Source organism: Mycobacterium sp. ITM-2016-00316, assembly GCF_002968335.2.
Taxonomy (GTDB): domain Bacteria; phylum Actinomycetota; class Actinomycetes; order Mycobacteriales; family Mycobacteriaceae; genus Mycobacterium.
The window spans coordinates 2,220,301-2,237,206 of record NZ_CP134398.1 but is presented as its reverse complement, the minus strand read 5'-3'; the positions used below and the strand labels follow the sequence as shown (position 1 = coordinate 2,237,206).

The 16,906-nt window shown below is 68.3% G+C and carries 15 protein-coding genes; 6 read left to right on the top strand and 9 right to left on the bottom strand.

What is annotated here, in order from left to right:
* Positions 1-4 precede the first annotated feature (4 nt).
* On the bottom strand, positions 5-832 hold the full coding sequence (gene rpsB / locus C6A86_RS10705; protein ID WP_105366549.1) for a 30S ribosomal protein S2: 828 nt from the start codon (positions 830-832) through the stop codon (positions 5-7).
* A gap of 303 nt (positions 833-1,135) precedes the next feature.
* On the opposite strand from rpsB, the gene C6A86_RS10700 reads away from it, so the two are divergent.
* Positions 1,136-1,666: a M23 family metallopeptidase gene (locus tag C6A86_RS10700; protein ID WP_105366548.1), complete on the top strand. Its 531-nt coding sequence runs from the start codon at positions 1,136-1,138 to the stop codon at positions 1,664-1,666.
* Here C6A86_RS10700 and C6A86_RS10695 read toward each other — a convergent pair.
* The 3 genes from C6A86_RS10695 to C6A86_RS10685 are packed head-to-tail and all read right to left on the bottom strand — an operon-like array spanning position 1,614 to position 4,564.
* Positions 1,614-2,492, bottom strand: coding sequence for a tyrosine recombinase XerC (locus C6A86_RS10695; protein WP_396835301.1), 879 nt, complete (start codon positions 2,490-2,492; stop codon positions 1,614-1,616). The genes C6A86_RS10700 and C6A86_RS10695 overlap by 53 nt on opposite strands.
* A 55-nt stretch (positions 2,493-2,547) precedes the next feature.
* On the bottom strand, positions 2,548-3,708 hold the full coding sequence (locus tag C6A86_RS10690; protein ID WP_105366546.1) for an alpha-hydroxy-acid oxidizing protein: 1,161 nt from the start codon (positions 3,706-3,708) through the stop codon (positions 2,548-2,550).
* Positions 3,709-3,712: 4 nt separating this feature from the next.
* Positions 3,713-4,564: a siderophore-interacting protein gene (locus C6A86_RS10685; protein WP_105366545.1), complete on the bottom strand. Its 852-nt coding sequence runs from the start codon at positions 4,562-4,564 to the stop codon at positions 3,713-3,715.
* Between the two features lie 327 nt (positions 4,565-4,891).
* Here C6A86_RS10685 and C6A86_RS10680 point away from each other — a divergent pair, with 327 nt between their 5' ends.
* The 5 genes from C6A86_RS10680 (at position 4,892) to C6A86_RS10660 (ending at position 12,395) form a co-directional block, all read left to right on the top strand.
* Positions 4,892-7,366, top strand: a complete 2,475-nt coding sequence (locus C6A86_RS10680) for an FAD-dependent oxidoreductase (protein WP_105366544.1) — start codon at positions 4,892-4,894, stop codon at positions 7,364-7,366.
* A gap of 46 nt (positions 7,367-7,412) precedes the next feature.
* Positions 7,413-8,510, top strand: a complete 1,098-nt coding sequence (gene solA, locus C6A86_RS10675) for an N-methyl-L-tryptophan oxidase (RefSeq protein WP_396835299.1) — start codon at positions 7,413-7,415, stop codon at positions 8,508-8,510.
* On the top strand, positions 8,507-9,697 hold the full coding sequence (locus C6A86_RS10670; RefSeq protein WP_105366542.1) for an aromatic ring-hydroxylating dioxygenase subunit alpha: 1,191 nt from the start codon (positions 8,507-8,509) through the stop codon (positions 9,695-9,697). Before solA ends, C6A86_RS10670 begins: the two co-directional genes overlap by 4 nt.
* Before the next feature lie 29 nt (positions 9,698-9,726).
* Positions 9,727-10,521 (top strand): IclR family transcriptional regulator, encoded by a 795-nt coding sequence (locus C6A86_RS10665; RefSeq protein ID WP_105366611.1) that lies wholly within the window; start codon positions 9,727-9,729, stop codon positions 10,519-10,521.
* A gap of 125 nt (positions 10,522-10,646) precedes the next feature.
* Positions 10,647-12,395, top strand: coding sequence for a BCCT family transporter (locus C6A86_RS10660; protein ID WP_105366541.1), 1,749 nt, complete (start codon positions 10,647-10,649; stop codon positions 12,393-12,395).
* A gap of 1 nt (position 12,396) precedes the next feature.
* Here C6A86_RS10660 and dprA read toward each other — a convergent pair whose 3' ends face one another.
* The 5 genes from dprA to C6A86_RS10635 form a co-directional block, all read right to left on the bottom strand.
* Positions 12,397-13,527 (bottom strand): DNA-processing protein DprA, encoded by a 1,131-nt coding sequence (gene dprA, locus C6A86_RS10655; protein ID WP_311101111.1) that lies wholly within the window; start codon positions 13,525-13,527, stop codon positions 12,397-12,399.
* On the bottom strand, positions 13,524-15,035 hold the full coding sequence (locus C6A86_RS10650) for a YifB family Mg chelatase-like AAA ATPase (RefSeq protein ID WP_311101110.1): 1,512 nt from the start codon (positions 15,033-15,035) through the stop codon (positions 13,524-13,526). Before C6A86_RS10650 ends, dprA begins: the two co-directional genes overlap by 4 nt.
* Positions 15,035-15,403, bottom strand: coding sequence for a YraN family protein (locus C6A86_RS10645; protein WP_105361455.1), 369 nt, complete (start codon positions 15,401-15,403; stop codon positions 15,035-15,037). Before C6A86_RS10645 ends, C6A86_RS10650 begins: the two co-directional genes overlap by 1 nt.
* Before the next feature lie 90 nt (positions 15,404-15,493).
* Positions 15,494-15,907 carry a GAF domain-containing protein gene (locus C6A86_RS10640; RefSeq protein WP_233212827.1) on the bottom strand — a complete coding sequence of 138 codons (414 nt, stop codon included), beginning with the start codon at positions 15,905-15,907 and terminating at the stop codon, positions 15,494-15,496.
* Between the two features lie 139 nt (positions 15,908-16,046).
* On the bottom strand, positions 16,047-16,856 hold the full coding sequence (locus C6A86_RS10635; RefSeq protein ID WP_105361456.1) for a DUF1206 domain-containing protein: 810 nt from the start codon (positions 16,854-16,856) through the stop codon (positions 16,047-16,049).
* Between the last annotated feature and the right edge of the window lie 50 nt (positions 16,857-16,906).

The following is a 16,906-nucleotide window of genomic DNA, read 5'->3' as shown; positions in this document are numbered from 1 at the left end:
GAGATTAAGAAGCGTCGGTGGTGGGCTCGGCGGCAGCAGTGCTGTCGGCGGCGGGGCTGGTCGTGGCTCCCGCCAACAACTCCTGCTCCCACTCGGCGAGCGGCTCGACGGCGCCTTCCTGGCCGGCCTCGGTCTTGCCGGCACCGGAACGGGCCTGCAGGCCCTCGGCGACCGCGGAGGCGATCACCTTGGTCAGCAGGGCGGCCGAGCGGATCGCGTCGTCGTTACCCGGGATCGGGTAGTCGACCAGGTCGGGATCGCAGTTGGTGTCCAGAATCGCGATGACCGGGATGTTCAGCTTGCGAGCCTCGGCAACCGCCAGGTGCTCCTTGTTGGTGTCGACGACCCAGATGGCCGACGGAACCTTGACCATGTCCCGGATACCGCCGAGGCTGCGCTCGAGCTTGTTCTTCTCACGCGTGAGCATGAGGATTTCCTTCTTGGTGCGACCCTCGAAGCCACCGGTCTGCTCCATGGCCTCAAGTTCCTTCATCCGCTGAAGGCGCTTGTGCACGGTGGAGAAGTTGGTGAGCATGCCGCCCAGCCAGCGCTGGTTGACGTAGGGCATACCGACCCGGGTCGCCTCTTCGGCGATGGATTCCTGAGCCTGCTTCTTGGTGCCGACGAACATGACCGATCCGCCGTGAGCGACTGTCTCTTTCACGAACTCGTAGGCCGAGTCGATGTAGGTCAGCGTCTGCTGCAGATCGATGATGTAGATGCCGTTGCGGTCGGTGAAGATGAACCGCTTCATCTTGGGATTCCAGCGTCGGGTCTGATGCCCGAAGTGAGCGCCGCTGTCGAGCAGCTGCTTCATGGTTACAACAGCCATGGCTGTGCCTTGCTTTCGTTGTCGGTTGACGTCCGGAATCGGCTGAATCCGGACCCTGGCGACTGCGGCTGCCGGACCTGACTCGGTTTCCCGGTTCAGGACCGCCCGGCATGCTGGTTGCAACCTGAGATGCGGGTTGCGGTGCAGACGCGCGAAGTCAGCCCACGGATGTGAGCTGCGGGAAGAAGTTTACACCGTGGGAACCTGTGCTTTGACCACGCGAGTAATGCACAACCGCCGGTTCGTCCACAGTGTGCCCGGACGGGGCTTCCCTGGCCTGGATTGAGGCGCTGAACTGGGCTGATGAGGGTTCTGGCGTTGCTCTTCGTGGTGGCATTGGCCGCCCTTGCCACCGCCACCGCGACGGCGGAGGCGGGCCGGCTGCAGTGGCCGTTGCGGCCCACCGCGATGGTGACGCGCGGGTTCGACGCACCGTCGCCGAACTGGACGCGCGGGCATCGCGGCGTAGATCTGGCCGCAAGCGCAGGTCAGACCGTGTTTGCGGCCGCCGGCGGCACGGTGGTGTTCGCCGGTGAGCTGGCGGGCCGGCCACTGGTGTCGGTACAGCATCCGGGTGGGTTGCGCACCAGCTACGAACCGGTGCGCCCGGCCGTGCGGACCGGGCAGCGGGTGGCGGCCGGCGCCGCGCTCGGTGTGCTGCTGGACGGGCACGCGGGCTGCCCGATGCGGGCCTGCCTGCACTGGGGTGCGATGTGGGGGCCGGCCTCGCGCGCGGACTATGTGGACCCGCTGGGACTGCTGGCGTCGACGCCGATCGTGCTCAAGCCCGTGGATGGGCCTGATCGTGGACCGCACGCAGCCGCGCGACCGTGACGTGGGTGTAGAGCTGGGTGGTGGCCAGCGTCGAATGGCCGAGTAGTTCCTGGACGACGCGCAGATCGGCACCCCCTTCCAGGAGGTGGGTCGCGGCGCTGTGGCGCAGCCCGTGCGGGCCGATGTCGGGGGCACCGTCGACGGCGGCCATCGTCTGGTGCACCACGGTGCGAGCCTGCCGCTGGTCGAGGCGGGCACCGCGCGAGCCCAGCAGCAGCGCCGCGCCGGACGACGGTTTCACCAGCTCCGGGCGGCCGCGGTCCAGCCAGGCCGCCAGCGCGTCCTCGGCGGGCTCGCCGAACGGCACCGTGCGCTGCTTGTTGCCCTTGCCGAGCACCCGCAGCAGCCGGCGCGAGCGGTCGACATCGTCGATGTCCAGCCCGCACAGCTCACTGACCCGGATACCGGTGGCGTACAACAGCTCGACGATCAGCCGGTCCCGCAGGGCCATCGGATCACCTTGTTGCGCACCCGAAGTCAAGGCGTCCATGGCGTCGAGCGCCTGATCCTGACGCAGCACCGACGGCAACGTGCGGTGCGCCTTCGGGGTCTGCAGCCGGGCCGCCGGGTCGGTGCTCAGCAGGCCGCGGTGCAGCGCCCACGCAGTGAACGTCTTGATTGCCGAGGTGCGCCGGGCCAGCGTGGTGCGCGCCGCCCCGGCACCGGCCTGGGCGGCGAGCCAGGACCGCAGCCTGGGCAGGGTCAGCGTGTCCAGACCGCCGCCGATGAAATCGAACAACGCCCGCAGATCACCCAGGTAGGCGCGGCGCGTGTGCGCCGAACGACCGCGTTGTAGCGCCAGGTACTCGTCGAACTCCTCCAGCAGGGGTTCGAGGTTGGGCTTGCTCACTGTCCTACCGTCGCAGATGCCCGCGGGCTGTCTACTGGACGCGCCGCAGCGTGTCCGGGGTGAGATCGGCCAGCCCCGGGTAGCCGTCGATGGCCATGGTCAGGTCGAGCTCGGCCAGCAGTGAACGCAGCACGTGCACCACACCCTCGGTGCCGCCGAGCGCCAGGCCGTAGACGTAGGGCCGCCCCACGCCGACCGCGGTCGCCCCCAGCGCGAGGGCCTTGACGATATCGGCGCCGCTGCGGATGCCGGAATCGAACAGCACCGGCAGCCCGTCGGCGGCGGCCACCACATCGGGCAGGCAGTCGATGGCCGGGATGCCGCCATTGGCCTGGCGGCCACCGTGGTTGGAGCAGTAGATGCCGTCGACGCCGGTGTCGCGGGCGCGGCGCACGTCATCGGGGTGACAGACGCCCTTGACCAGCAGCGGCAGCCGGGTCAGCGACCGCAGCCAGGTGACATCGTCCCAGGTGACGGGCTGACCGAAGGTGGACACCCATTTCAGGATGGCGCCCTGCGGGTTCTCCTCCGGCGACTGCGGCAGGCTCGCCCGGAAGACCGGGTCGCTGAAGTAGTTGGACAGGCAGTGTCCGCGCAGCTGCGGGAAGTTCGAGGTGCTCAGGTCGCGGGGCCGCCAGCCGGGCACCCAGGTGTCCAGCGTCACCACGATGGCCTTGTAGCCCGCCGCCTCTGCCCGGGCCACGAAGCTGGCCGCCAGATCGCGGTCCTTGGGTGTGTAGAGCTGGAAAAACCCCGGGGTGTCGCCGAACTCCGCGGCCACATCCTCCAGCGGGTCGGCGGTCAACGTGGACACCGTCATCGGCACCCCGGTGCGTGCGGCGGCGCGGGCCGCGGCCAGATCGCCGTGGCCGTCGCGGCTACAGATGCCGGTGACCCCGATCGGCGCCATGAACACCGGCGAGGGCAGCGCGATCCCGAAGAGGTCGACACTCAGGTCGCGTTCGGTGGCGCCGACGCCCATTCGCGGCATCAGGCCCCAGTGGTCGAAGGCGCTGACATTGACGCGCTGGGTGCGTTCATCGCCGGCACCGCCGGCGACGTAGGACCACACCGACGGCGACATCGCCGCCTGCGCCCTGGCCTCCAATTCGGCGAAGGCCATCGGCAGCGAGGGCACCACCCCGGCCAGTCCCTGCAGATAGATCTCGAGCTGGTAATCGCCGAATGCCATGGGGTCAGTCTCGCTGGCCCGCCTCCGCCTTGGCCAGCTCCGCCTTCCATTGCCGGAAAGTTTCTTCGGTGCGCCCGCGCCGCCAGTACCCCGAGATGGACGCCCACTTCGCCTCCACCCCGCGTTCCTTGCGCAGGTAGGGACGCAGATTATGCATGACGGCCTGCGCCTCGCCATGGGCGAACACCTGGACCTGGCCGGGCAGCCACAACATCTCCTTGACTGCGGCGACCAGTGGCGCGTTGTCCCCGGCCTTGTCCTCGCTGACCAGGTCGGCGCGTCCGCCACGGTAGATCCAGTGCACATCGACCCCGTCGGGCGCGGTGAGTTCAATCTCGTCGTCGGGTCCGCTGACCTCGATGAAGGCCTTGCCGATCGCATTGGGCGGCAACGCTTCCAGCGCCGCGCTGATCGCCGGGAGACCGGACTCGTCACCGGCCAGCAGATGCCAGTCCGCGGCAGGGTCGGGTGCGTACGCGCCGGAGGGCCCCATCAGGTAGGCCGGTTGGCCGGGCTGGGCGGCGGCGGCCCACGGGCCGGCCACGCCCTGCTCCCCGTGCACGACGAAGTCGATGGCGATCTGGCGCAGTGAGTCGTCGACCGATCGCACGGTGTAGGTGCGCACGGCGGGGCGCTTGTTCTCCGGAAGCACGTTGAAGCTGTCCAGGGTGAGCGGGTGCGGCAGCGAGACGATGTCGACGTCCGGGGCGACGATGACGATCTTGACGTAGGAATCGGTGTAGTCGCCGGGGGTGAAGGTGTCGAATCCGACGCCACCGAGCACCAGTCGGATCATGTGCGGTGCCAGCTGTTCGCTGCTGATGACCTCAAACGTGTGAATCGGACGTCCCGCCATAGTGAGCCTCCCACAATACTTTTAGCTGATCTCATGACCACTGTACGAGCAGCCGCCCACCGGTGGTCGGCTACCGCGGCATACCCGCGCGCAGCCCGGACCATCCGCGGACGATCGTGAACGGACGACACCGCCGACCACATCATCGGTGAATTCTCTTGCTGTCAAGGGCATTTCACGCTCGCCGAGCGACGGCGGTCACCAGCCCGGCACTCCCGTCACCGCCGTCCGGGAGTCACGGGGTGCCACATCTTGCGGGAACCACACACCGGCGTTATTGTTGCGCGATACGCAGTAGTTGCTTAATGCGCAACAGGAGCCCAGGGTATGTCACAGCCCAAGATCGTCATCATCGGTGCCGGGATCGTCGGCACGTCACTGGCCGATGAACTCACCGCCCGCGGGTGCACAAAGGTCACCGTCCTGGACCGCGGGCCCCTGTTCACCACCGGCGGTTCCACCTCGCACGCCCCGGGCCTGGTGTTCCAGACCAACGGGTCGAAAACCATGAGCGAGTTCGCGCGTTACACGGTCGAGAAATTCGTGGGCCTCGACGCGTTCAACCAGGTCGGCGGGCTCGAGGTGGCCACCACCGAAGCCCGCTGGACCGATCTGCACCGCAAGCACGGCTGGGCGCAGTCGTGGGGAATCCAGGGCGAGCTCATCGACCCCGCCCAGTGCAAGGCACTGCATCCGCTGCTCGACACCGACCGGATACTCGGCGGCTTCCACACTCCCTCCGACGGCCTGGCCAGGGCACTGCGCGCGGCGACCGCGCAGGCCGAACGCGCCATCGAGCGCGGCGCCCGGTTCCTCGCACACCATGACGTGGTGGACGTCCTGCAGCGGGGCGGGCGCGTCGTCGGCGTGCGCACCGCCGGGGGTGACGAGTTCGACGCCGACGTGGTGGTGTCCGCCGCCGGCTTCTGGGGCGCCGAACTCGGCGCGCGGGTGGGACTGACGGTGCCGCTGGTCCCGATGGCGCATCAGTACGCCAAATCCGGCCAGGTGGCGGCGTTGCGGCGCGTGGGAATCGCATCGGATGACGCCCGGCTGCCGATCCTGCGCCACCAGGATCAGGACCTGTACTTCCGCGAGCACGGCGATCGTCTCGGTATCGGGTACTACGGTCACCGGCCGATGCCGGTGACGATGTCGACCCTGCTCACCGACACCGCCGGCGGGCAGGAGCGGAGCGACCGGGGGATCAGCACAGCCGAGACCATGCCGTCGATGCTGCCGTTCACCGAGGACGACTTCGCGCCCGGCTGGGCGGCCAGCACCGAACTGCTTCCCGCGCTGGGTGATTCGAAGGTCGAGGAGGCCTTCAACGGCATCTTCTCCTTCACCCCCGACGGCTTCTCCCTCATGGGCGAGCACCGCGATCTGTCCGGTTTCTGGGTCGCCGAGGCGGTCTGGGTCACCCACTCCGCCGGGGTGGCCCAGGCGATGGCCGAATGGATCCTCGACGGCGCCCCCACCACCGATGTCCACGAATGCGACCTATACCGGTTCGAGGAGCCCGCCACGAGCCCGGAGTTCATCCTCGCCACCAGCTCGCAGGCCTTCGTCGAGGTGTACGACATCGTGCATCCGCACCAATACCGCACCGAGCCGCGCGACCTGCGGGTCAGCCCGTTCCACGCACGGGAGCGGGAGTTGGGCGCGCATTTCTTCGAGGGTGGGTGCTGGGAGCGGCCGGCCTGGTACGAGGCCAACGCGGCGCTGGTGGCCGAACTCGCCGATGCCGGAATGACGTTCCCGGACCGCGACGACTGGTCGGGGCGGTTCTACTCCCCCATTTCCATCGCCGAGGCGCGCTGGACCCGCGAGCACGTCGCCCTCTACGACATGACCCCGCTGACCCGCTACGAGGTCAGCGGACCCGGGGCGTGCGCCTTCCTGCAGCACCTCACCACCAACAACATCGACAAGCGCACCGGGTCGGTCACCTACACCCTGATGCTCGACGAATCCGGCGGCATCCGCAGCGATCTCACGGTTGCGCGGCTGAGCGACGACGTGTTCCAGGTGGGCGCGAACGGCCCGCTCGACATCGACTGGATGCTGCGCCGGTTGCCGCAGAGCGGTGTGGCGGTGCGCGACATCACCGGCGGTACCTGCTGTATCGGGGTGTGGGGCCCGCGCGCCCGCGACCTTGTCACACCGTTGTGCGCCGCCGACATCTCCCACGAATCCTTCGGATATTTCCGTGCGCTCAAGACGTTCATCGGAGCGGTGCCCGTGACGATGATGCGGGTGTCCTACGTCGGCGAACTAGGCTGGGAGATATACGCTTCCGCCGAACACGGGCTGAAATTGTGGGATCTGCTGGCCGCGGCGGGCCGGCCGTACCGCGCGATCGCCGCCGGCCGCATCGCATTCAACAGCCTGCGCCTGGAAAAGGGTTACCGGTCCTGGGGCACCGATATGACCACCGAACACCAACCCGCCGCCGCCGGTGTCGGGTTCGCGGTGTCGGGCAAGAAGGGTGACTTCCTCGGCAAGGCGGCACTGGACACCGCATCCGCGCCGGCAAAGATGCTGCGCAGCATCGTCTTCGACGACCCCGCTGCGGTGGTGCTCGGCAAGGAGCCGGTCAGCATCGAGGGCACCGTGCGCGGCTACGTGACCAGCGCCGGCTACTCGGCCACCCTCGGTCGCAGCATCGCCTACGCGTGGCTGCCTGCCGACACGGCGGTGGGGTCGGCCGTCAGCGTGGCCTACCTGAGCACCACGTTCTCGGCGACCGTGCATGCCGAACCGGTCGTCGACCCCGACATGTTTCTGATCCGGAGATGATGTGAGCGACAACAGTTATGACGTCATTGTCGTCGGCCTGGGCGGGATGGGCAGCGCCGCCGCCTATCACCTGGCGCGCCGCGGTGTCCGGGTGCTCGGCCTGGAGAAGTTCACCCCCGCCCACGACCGTGGCTCCAGCCACGGCGGCTCGCGCATCATCCGGCAGTCCTATTTCGAGGATCCCGCCTACGTGCCCCTGCTGCTGCGGGCCTATGAACTGTGGGAAGAACTGCGGCGGAGCACCGGCGCGGAGGTCTACCGGCTCACCGGTGGCGTGTTCGTCGGGCCACCCGACTGCCTGACCGTGGCCGGGAGCGAGCGCGCCGCCCTGGAATGGTCACTGCCGCACGAGATGCTGGATGCTGCCGAGCTGCGCCGCCGCTTCCCCACCTTCACACCCGGCCCGGGCGATGCCGCACTGTATGAGGCCAAGGCCGGCTTCGCCCGACCGGAGCTGACCGTGCAGGCCCATCTCGACCTGGCGGCGCGCGAGGGCGCCACGCTGCGCTTCGGCGAGGAAGTGTCGCAGTGGCTCGACGGTCCGCGCGGAGTCACCGTGCATACCGCGGCCGGCAGCTACACCGCCGGGCAGCTGGTGATCTGCCCCGGGGCGTGGGCGCCGGAGTTGTTGGCCGAGATGGGAATCCCCATCACGATCGAGCGCCAGGTGCTGTACTGGCTGGACCCCGCAGGCGGAACCGCGCCGTTCGAGGATCATCCGATCTTCATCAACGAGAATGCCCGCGGCCAGCAGATCTACGGTTTCCCGGCCATCGACGGCGCCGACGGCGGCGTGAAGGTCGCCTTCTTCCGCAAGGGCCAGGTGTGCACACCGGAGACCATCGACCGGGCGGTGTACCCCCAGGAGATCGACGAGATGCGCGAACGGGCCGGCCAGCTGTTGCCCGCGCTGACCGGACCCGCGGTACACACCGCGACCTGCATGTACTCGAACACCCCGGACGAGCATTTCGTCATCACCCGCCCGGACCGCTTCACCAATGTGACGGTGGCATGCGGCTTCTCGGGGCACGGGTTCAAATTCGTCCCGGTCGTCGGCGAGGTGCTGGCAGACCTGGCCACCACCGGCACCACCGGGCACCCCATCGGACTCTTCGACCCCACACGACTGGTGACCGCATGACCACGATCGACGAATCGCGACCGCTCCCGGTCAACACACCGGCCACCGGCAACCTGATGCCCACCTTGAGTGGCCGATACTATTACGACACAGCGATATTCGAAGCCGAACAGGACCGCATCTTCGAGCGCATGTGGTTCTGCGCGGTGCGCAGCGCAGATCTGCCCTCCCCCGGCGCATTCCGCAGAGTTCAGGTGGGCCGGGAGAGCGTGCTGGTGGTGCGCGGACGCGACGGCGCTCTGAATGCCTTCCTCAATGTCTGCCGGCATCGCGGGGCGATGCTGTGCTCGGAAGACTCCGGAGTGGTCAACCGGCACCTGAAGTGCCCGTACCACGGGTGGACCTACGGGCTGGACGGAAAGCTTTTCGCGGCACCCAATCTCGGCACTCTGACCGATGCGACGGGCGCTCGCATCGACCGCACCGAGTACGGTCTGGTGCCGGTGGCGCTTCGGGAATGGCTCGGATACGCCTGGGTCTGCCTGGACGCGCAGCCGCCGTCGTTCGACGACGAGGTCATCGGCACCGTCACCGATCGGCTCGGCAACGCCGAGGCCATCGAGCACTACCAGCTCGCCGAGCTGTCCGTGGGCCGACGCATCGTCTACGACGTGGCGGCCAACTGGAAGCTGATCGTCGAGAACTTCATGGAGTGCTACCACTGCGCGTCCATCCATCCGGAGCTCACCGAGGTACTGCCCGAGTTCGCCGGCGGCCTCGCCGCGCAGTACTTCGTCGGGCACGGCGCACTGTTCGGTGCGGACGTGGCCGGTTTCACCATCGACGGCAGCGCGGGACTGGACGTGATTCCCGGCGTGACACCCGAGCAGGACCGCAGGTACTACGCGGTCACCGTCCGGCCCAACGTGTTCATCAACCTGGTGCCCGACCACGTGATCTTTCACCGCATGTACCCGATGGGCCCCGACCGCACGGTCGTGGAATGCGACTGGCTGTATCTGCCGGACGTGGTCGCCCAGGGCCATGACCTGGAACGATCGGTGCAGCTCTTCCACCGGGTGAACGAGCAGGATTTCGACGCCTGTGAACGCACCCAGCCCACGATGTCCTCGCGCGCCTACCGAAAGGGCGGCGTGCTGGTGCCCTCCGAGCACCACATCGGCGAGTTCCACCAGTGGATCGAAGACCGGTTGCGCGACGGGCCCGAGTCGGGGGCGCCGGGATGACTGCGGCCGTTGTCTACACTGGTGCCGTCATGGCTGCCGACACCGACGACGTCGCGCCGCGGGAGAAATCCGTCGCGGCAGTGCAATCGGTGGACCGGGCGCTGATGGTCCTGGAGATCCTGGGCAAGCTGGGCACCGCCGGGGTCACCGAGATCGCCACCGAACTCGGCGTGCACAAGTCCACGGTGTCCCGGCTGATCACCGTCCTGGAGTCCCGCGGGTTCGTCGAACAACTCTCCGACCGCGGCAAGTACCGGCTGGGGTTCGCCCTGGTCCGGCTGGCCGGTTCCACCAGCGCACAGATGGACCTGGCCAAGCAGAGCCAGGTCACCTGTGACCGGCTCGCCGAACAGTGCGGGGAGACCATCAATGTGGCGATCCTCGACGGCGACAGGATCATCAACATCGTCGAGACGCTCGGCCCCGCCGAGATCACGCTGCGCACCTGGATCGGTCAGAACTGCCCCGCGCACGCCACCTCGAGCGGCAAAGCGCTGCTTTCGGCTCTGCCCGCCGACAGGGTTCGCGAGCTCCTCGGGGACAGGCTCGCGACGTTCACCGCCAACACCATTTCCGACGGTGTGGCGCTGGCCGCGGAGCTGGCCGAGGTCCGCAGCAGGGGGTGGGCCAGCGTGTGCGAAGAACTGGAGATCGGCCTCAATGCCGTCGGCGTCCCACTGCGCGACAGCACCGGTAAAGCCATTGCCGCGCTGAGCGTTTCGGGACCGGCATACCGCTTGGATCCCTCGCGATTCGATGAGGTGGCCGAGATGACCATGGCGGCCGCCGAACAGATCAGCCGTCGCCTCGGGTTCACCGGCTGACGTCGAGGTCGTCGCACGCTGACGAACGACCCCGGTTCGGCACGCGCCCACTCCCAATGTGTTGTTTAATACGCAACTAGTGCGTTATTCGCAACATCTCGTCCCTCTGACGTGAGGACAGCACGATGTCGCTCGACACGAACGGCGCCTCCGGGCCCGACGACGTGGCCGACGGGGCCGCCTCGCAACAGGAGCACCCGCTGGCCCCCATCACCGGCCGCATCGCGCCCGTCGACGCCAACCCCGGCCGGGACTGGGTGGTGTTCGGCGTCACCGGCGTCATCTCGATCGCGTTCGTCGTGTGGGGCCTGGTGGACACCCCGGGGCTGTCCGCGGTGTCCGCGGGCACCAAAGATGCGGCCATCAAGGGGCTGGGCTGGTTCTTCGTCCTGGCGGCCAGCTTCTTCGTCGTCTTCGTGCTGTGGCTGGCCGCCAGCAAGTACGGTCGCATCCCGCTCGGCTGCGATGACGAACAACCGGAGTTCAGGACCATCTCGTGGATCGCGATGATGTTCAGTGCGGGCATGGGCATCGGCCTGATGTTCTGGGGTGTCGCCGAGCCGCTGAACCATTTCGTCACCCCGCCGCCGGGCACCACCGCGGCGCAGTCCGATGAGGCCTTCCAGACGGCGATGGCCACCACGATGTTCCACTGGGGTCTGCACCCGTGGGCGATCTACGCGGTGGTGGGGCTCGCGATCGGTTACGGGATGTACCGCAAGGGCCGCTCGGGGCTGCTGTCGGCCGCGTTCACCTCGTTGTTCGGGGACCGCGCCAACGGGCCGGCCGGCAAGGTCATCGACATTCTCGCGATCTTCGCCACGCTGTTCGGGTCCGCCGCCTCCCTGGGGCTCGGAGCCCTGCAGATCGGCGACGGCCTGGAGTTCAACGGCTGGGTGGGCACCGTCGGCACCCCCATCCTGGTGACGATCATCGCGGTGCTGACGGTGGCGTTCATCGTGTCGGCGGTGTCGGGCATCGCCCGCGGCATCCAGTGGCTGTCGAACATCAACATGGTGCTGGCCTTGATTCTGGCGGTGTTCGTGTTCGTCGCGGGGCCGACACTGTTGATCCTCAACCTCGTTCCGAGCGCACTGGGTGACTACCTCCGCGATTTCGTGGCGATGAGCGCGCGCACCGACGCCAACGGTGACGCCGAACTGGCGGCCTGGCTGTCGGGATGGACCATCTTCTACTGGGCGTGGTGGGTGTCGTGGACGCCGTTCGTCGGCATGTTCATCGCCCGCATCAGCCGCGGCCGCACCATCCGGCAGTTCGTCACCGGGGTGCTGCTGGTCCCGACGACGGTCAGCCTCGTGTGGTTCGTCATCTTCGGCGGTGCCGGGATCGAGCGGCAGCGCACCGTCGGCGATATGGTCGATGCGGAGGGCGGCGTGGACAGCACCGGTGCGCTGTTCCAGTTGCTCGACACCATGCCGCTGGCCGGGATCACCACCGTGCTGGTGATGGTGTTGGTGGCGATCTTCTTCGTCTCCGGTGCGGACGCCGCCTCGATCGTCATGGGGTCGTTGTCCGAGAAGGGCTCTCACGAGCCGCGTCGCGCCACGGTGGTGTTCTGGGGCGCCCTGACGGGTGCGGTCGCCGCGATCATGCTCATCATCGGCGGGGGCGGCGCGGACGCGCTGACCGGGCTGCAGAACCTCACGATCGTGGCCGCGGTGCCGTTCGTCATCGTGATGGTCCTGCTCTGCGTGGCGCTCTACAAGGATCTGCGCACCGACCGGATCGTCGTGGTCGACCGGCGCAGTACCGAACTCGTCGAGCGCGCCGTCGTCACCGGCGCGGGCCACTACGGCGACAACTTCGATCTGGTCACCCGCTACCACAAGCTCGACGCGACCAAGCCTGAGTAGGTCAGCTCTTCACGATCCGCCATTCCCCTTCGTGGCACTCGACGCGACCGGTGATCTTGAGCAGCGCCAGCGGACCGAGTACCTGCTCGGCCGGTATGCCGGCATCCACGGCGATCTGCTCGATACTGCGCAGACCCCGCGCCGGCAGCGCCTCGTACACCAGCGCCTCCTCCCGGGAGAGCCCGTCCAGCGGGGTGTGTGGATGCTCGGGATCGTCGGCGAGTTCGCCCATCTTCCCGACGATTTCGATGATCTCCTCGGCGCGGCTGATCAGCTGCGTCCCCTGCTTCCGCAGCAGCACGTGGCAGCCCGCCGACGCCGCGGAGGTCACCGGGCCCGGCACCGCACACACCACCCGTCCCATCACGTCCGCCCACGCGGCGGTGTTGGCCGCCCCGCTGCGCAGGCCCGCCTCCACCACGACCGTCGCACCGCTCAGTGCGGCGACCAACCGGTTGCGGGTCAGGAACCGGTGCCGCGCGGGCCGCACCCCGGGTGGGTATTCGGTCACCAGCAGGCCACTGCCAGCGATCCGGTGCAGTAGCGCGGAATGCCCTGCGGGATAGGGCACGTCGATCCCGCCGGCCAGCACCGCCACCGTGACCCCGTCGACGCCGAGCGCCGCACGGTGGGCCGCGCCGTCGATACCGTAGGCGCCGCCGGACACCACCGCGACGTTGCGTTCGGCCAGTCCCGCGGACAGGTCGGCGGCGACGTGCTCGCCGTACGCGGTGGCCGCCCGGGTGCCGACGATCGCCGCGGCCCGGGCAGCCACCTCGTCGAGCCGGGCCGGCCCGATCGCCCAGAGCACCATCGGGTGCCGGCCGGATTCCTTCTTCTGCACCAGATCGGCATTGAACACGGTGAAGGCCAGATGCGGCCATTCCGCATCGTCGGGGGTGATCAACCGGCCGCCGCGACGGTCCAGCATCTCCAGATCCGCTGCGGCGCTGTCGATGCGGAAACGCGCAGCCACCCGGCCCTGTAGCTCGTCGGGCGCCCGACCGCCCCGGATTGCGGCCGCAGCCTCCACCGGACCGACATCGGCCACAAAGCCGGCCAGGCCCGCGCACGGTGACTCGGCCACCCGCGACAGATACGCCCACGCGCGCCGCACGGTGTCGTCGGTCATGACACACCGCCCTGCCGGAAACTCAGCGCCGTCGCGACATGCTCCGGCGTCGGTGAGTTCACCCCGGCCAGATCCGCGATCGACCACGCGATGCGCAGGGTGCGGTCGGCACCGCGCAGGTTCAGCTTGCCGCGGTCGACGGCGGCGCGCAGCACCGCCATCGTGGCGTCACTGGGACGGAATTGCTGGCGCAGAGTGGGTCCCGGCACCTCGGCATTGGTCCGCACCCCGATCGGTTTCCACCGCTGCGCCGCCGCGGCGCGCGCGGCGGCCACTCTGCTGCGCACCGCGGCGGTCGATTCGCCCACCTCATGGGTGAAGGCGCCCGCCCGGATCGGGTGCATCTGAACTTTCAGATCGACCCGGTCCACCAGCGGGCCCGACAGCTTGCTCTGATAGCGGCGCTTGGCACCGGCATTGCACAGGCAGTCCTGCGGGTCGGTCGGCGCGCACGGGCACGGGTTGGCGGCCAGGATGAGCTGGAACCGGGCCGGGTAGCGTGCCACGCCGTCGCGGCGAGCCAGCCGAATTTCGCCTTCCTCCAACGGAGTGCGCAGCGATTCCAGCACATGGGTGCCGACTTCGGCGTACTCGTCGAGGAACAGCACCCCGCGGTGCGCGCGGCTCACCGCGCCCGGACGTGCGATTCCCGTTCCCCCGCCCACCATCGCGGCCACGGTCGAGGAGTGATGCGGGGCGATGAAGGGCGGGCGGGTGATCAGCGGGGTGTCGGGCGCCAGCGTCCCGGCGATCGAATGGATGGCGGTGACCTCGATGGCCTCCTCCTCGGTCAGCGGCGGGAGCAGGCCCGGCACCCGTTGGGCCAGCATCGTTTTGCCGATTCCTGGCGGCCCGGTCAACATCAGATGGTGCGCACCCGCAGCGGCGACCTCCACCGCGACCCGCGCCGCGGTCTGCCCGATCAGATCCGCGAGATCCCGGCACTCCGGCGGCACATACGGCGCGGCGTCGGTGACCCGTCCCGCCAGCTGACCCTTTCCGCGGAACCAGTCCTGCAACTGGCGCAGACTCTGCACACCCCACACATCGATACCGTCGACCAGGCTGGCCTCGGCCAGATTGTCCAGCGGCACCACCACCGCCTGCCAACCATCGCGCTTGGCCGCCAGCACCGCCGGCAGCACACCCTTGACCGGTCGCACCCGGCCGTCGAGTGCGAGTTCGCCGAGCAGCACCGTCTTCTCCAGCCGGGCCCACGACTTCTTCAGATGCGCCGACAGCACGGCCGATGCCAAGGCCAGGTCATACATCGAACCCACCTTGGGCAGCGTGGCCGGCGACAGCGCCAGCGTCAGCCGGGTGTCCGGCCACGTGTTCCCGCAGTTGGTGATCGCCGCCCGCACCCGATCACGGGATTCCTGCAGTGCGGTGTCGGGCAGCCCCACCAGGTGCACGCCCGGCAGCCCGCCGGTGATATCAGCCTCGATCTCCACCGTGATGCCGTCCAGGCCGCGAATCGCGACGGCGAAGGCGCGTCCCAGAGCCATCAGCCGACCGCCTGCAGATGGGTGAGCTCCGGTGTGCGGGCACGGCCGAACCGCACCCCGATCACATCGATGCGCACCCCCGCCCAACTCCCGCCGCCACCGGCCAGCCACAACCCCGCCAGCCGTCGCAGCCGACGGACCTTGTCCGGGGTGACCGCGTAGGCGACACCGCCGAACCGGTCGGTCGTGCGCGCCTTCACCTCGACGAAGATCACCACCCGGGCCGCCTCGTCCAGCGCGATCACATCCAATTCGCCGTACCGGCAGCGCCAATTGCGCTCCAGCACCGTCAAACCCATTGCTTCCAGGTGCTGCACCGCCAACTGCTCACCGAGCGCACCGATCTCGGCGCGAGTCCAGGTTTCCATGAACCCACCCTCGCCACGGCCACCGACAGAACCGCGACTCCGAGACGCAGAAAGCCCTAGTTATCCCCAATCACCGATTCATCCACAGGGTCAGCCCAGGGCGCCGCTGTCCTTCGCGACGATCGACTCGACATCGGCACGCACCCGCTCCAACTCCGCGCGCTCCTCGTCGGAGTACTCACGGGCCGTGTCATCGAGCACACACACCGTGCCGACCACCCGGCCCGCACCGTCATGCACGGCGACACCCAGGTAGTTGTGCAAGCCGAACTCGGTCTCGTCCTCGTTGCCTGCGAAGGTGTCATCTGCTCGCGAATCCCGAACGAACAACGCCTCATCGGTGTTCACCACCCGTTCGCAGTACAGCGGTGTCCGGCCCGTGTCGTCTCCGGCCTTCTTGCCCGCCGCCCCGACCGTGTAGTGCTGGGTGGCTTCACCGGCGGTGGCCGCGACCACCATGGCATCGGGGTCCGAGCGCATCACCAGGACGGATTTGACGCCCAACCGGGAAGCCAGCGTTCGAGTTGAGGGGTGAGCGCAGACAGCGCCGGAGTGGAATCGGCGGCAAAGGGTTCGGCTGGGGTCATGGCCGCGATTATGGTCACACCCCTCTCGTCGCACAACCATTGTGCTCACCGGGCGGTCACATCCGCGAATATTTCGTCAGCGCAACGCTGTACAAGCCGTACGCGGCAAAACCGACTGCCGCCGCCAACAACGTCGCCTGACCGTACTCCGTCTGACCCAGCGCTCTCACCGACGCATCCAGTCCCGTCGCCCTCGACGGATCCTGCAAGAACGAAGCGCCCAGGACCAAGATTCCCGCCCCGAAAAGCACGATGCCCTCCCCGACATGACCGACCAAGCCCAACACGGTCATCAGCCGTCCGCCCGGCACCGTCAGGTCTGCAAGGAACTTCCGGGATGCGCCCTTGTAGATGAAGTAGCCGCCGAATGCCGCGATCGCCACACCGGCGGCGACCAGAACAGCTTTACCCCCACCGGACTGCATCAACCGGGCACTCAGTCCTTCGGCCCGTTCACTCCCATACCTTCCCACGCCCACCGCGAACTGCACCGCCGCGAAAGCCAGCGCCAGGTATACGACCGCAAGTCCCAACGCCTTGAGCCGGTTCACCGGCGGCGTGTGCCGCTTGTCGGCATGGGTGCTCTCGCCCGGATGCAGACCCAGCACGACCTCGGCCAACCGCCACATCGACAGCGCGAACAGGCCGAAGGCCACCACCCATAACGACATCGAACCGCCGCGCTGCTCGGCGAGCACCGCCAAAGCCCCGGTCTGGTCGGCCTCGCCCCGGAAACCGAACGCGATCCGCACGATGATGTAGGCGATCAAAAGATGCAGCAATCCACTCACGGGATAGCCGGCACGGGCGATCGACTCGACAGTGCGACTTTCGGTGGCACGGTTGACCGCGCCCTTGAACGTCATCCAGCCACTGCCAGGTCGAGCACCGTGCACGTCTACCCGCCTTGCATGTT

Bases quoted from the DNA above. Each gene is read 5' to 3' on its own strand.
- rpsB (WP_105366549.1), bottom strand. From the start codon at position 832: ATGGCTGTTGTAACCATGAAGCAGCTGCTCGACAGCGGCGCTCACTTC.
- C6A86_RS10700 (WP_105366548.1), top strand. From the start codon at position 1,136: ATGAGGGTTCTGGCGTTGCTCTTCGTGGTGGCATTGGCCGCCCTTGCC.
- C6A86_RS10690 (WP_105366546.1), bottom strand. From the start codon at position 3,708: ATGGCATTCGGCGATTACCAGCTCGAGATCTATCTGCAGGGACTGGCC.
- C6A86_RS10685 (WP_105366545.1), bottom strand. From the start codon at position 4,564: ATGGCGGGACGTCCGATTCACACGTTTGAGGTCATCAGCAGCGAACAG.
- C6A86_RS10680 (WP_105366544.1), top strand. From the start codon at position 4,892: ATGTCACAGCCCAAGATCGTCATCATCGGTGCCGGGATCGTCGGCACG.
- solA (WP_396835299.1), top strand. From the start codon at position 7,413: ATGGGCAGCGCCGCCGCCTATCACCTGGCGCGCCGCGGTGTCCGGGTG.
- C6A86_RS10670 (WP_105366542.1), top strand. From the start codon at position 8,507: ATGACCACGATCGACGAATCGCGACCGCTCCCGGTCAACACACCGGCC.
- C6A86_RS10665 (WP_105366611.1), top strand. From the start codon at position 9,727: ATGGCTGCCGACACCGACGACGTCGCGCCGCGGGAGAAATCCGTCGCG.
- C6A86_RS10660 (WP_105366541.1), top strand. From the start codon at position 10,647: ATGTCGCTCGACACGAACGGCGCCTCCGGGCCCGACGACGTGGCCGAC.
- dprA (WP_311101111.1), bottom strand. From the start codon at position 13,527: ATGACCGACGACACCGTGCGGCGCGCGTGGGCGTATCTGTCGCGGGTG.
- C6A86_RS10650 (WP_311101110.1), bottom strand. From the start codon at position 15,035: ATGGCTCTGGGACGCGCCTTCGCCGTCGCGATTCGCGGCCTGGACGGC.
- C6A86_RS10645 (WP_105361455.1), bottom strand. From the start codon at position 15,403: ATGGAAACCTGGACTCGCGCCGAGATCGGTGCGCTCGGTGAGCAGTTG.
- C6A86_RS10635 (WP_105361456.1), bottom strand. From the start codon at position 16,856: ATGACGTTCAAGGGCGCGGTCAACCGTGCCACCGAAAGTCGCACTGTC.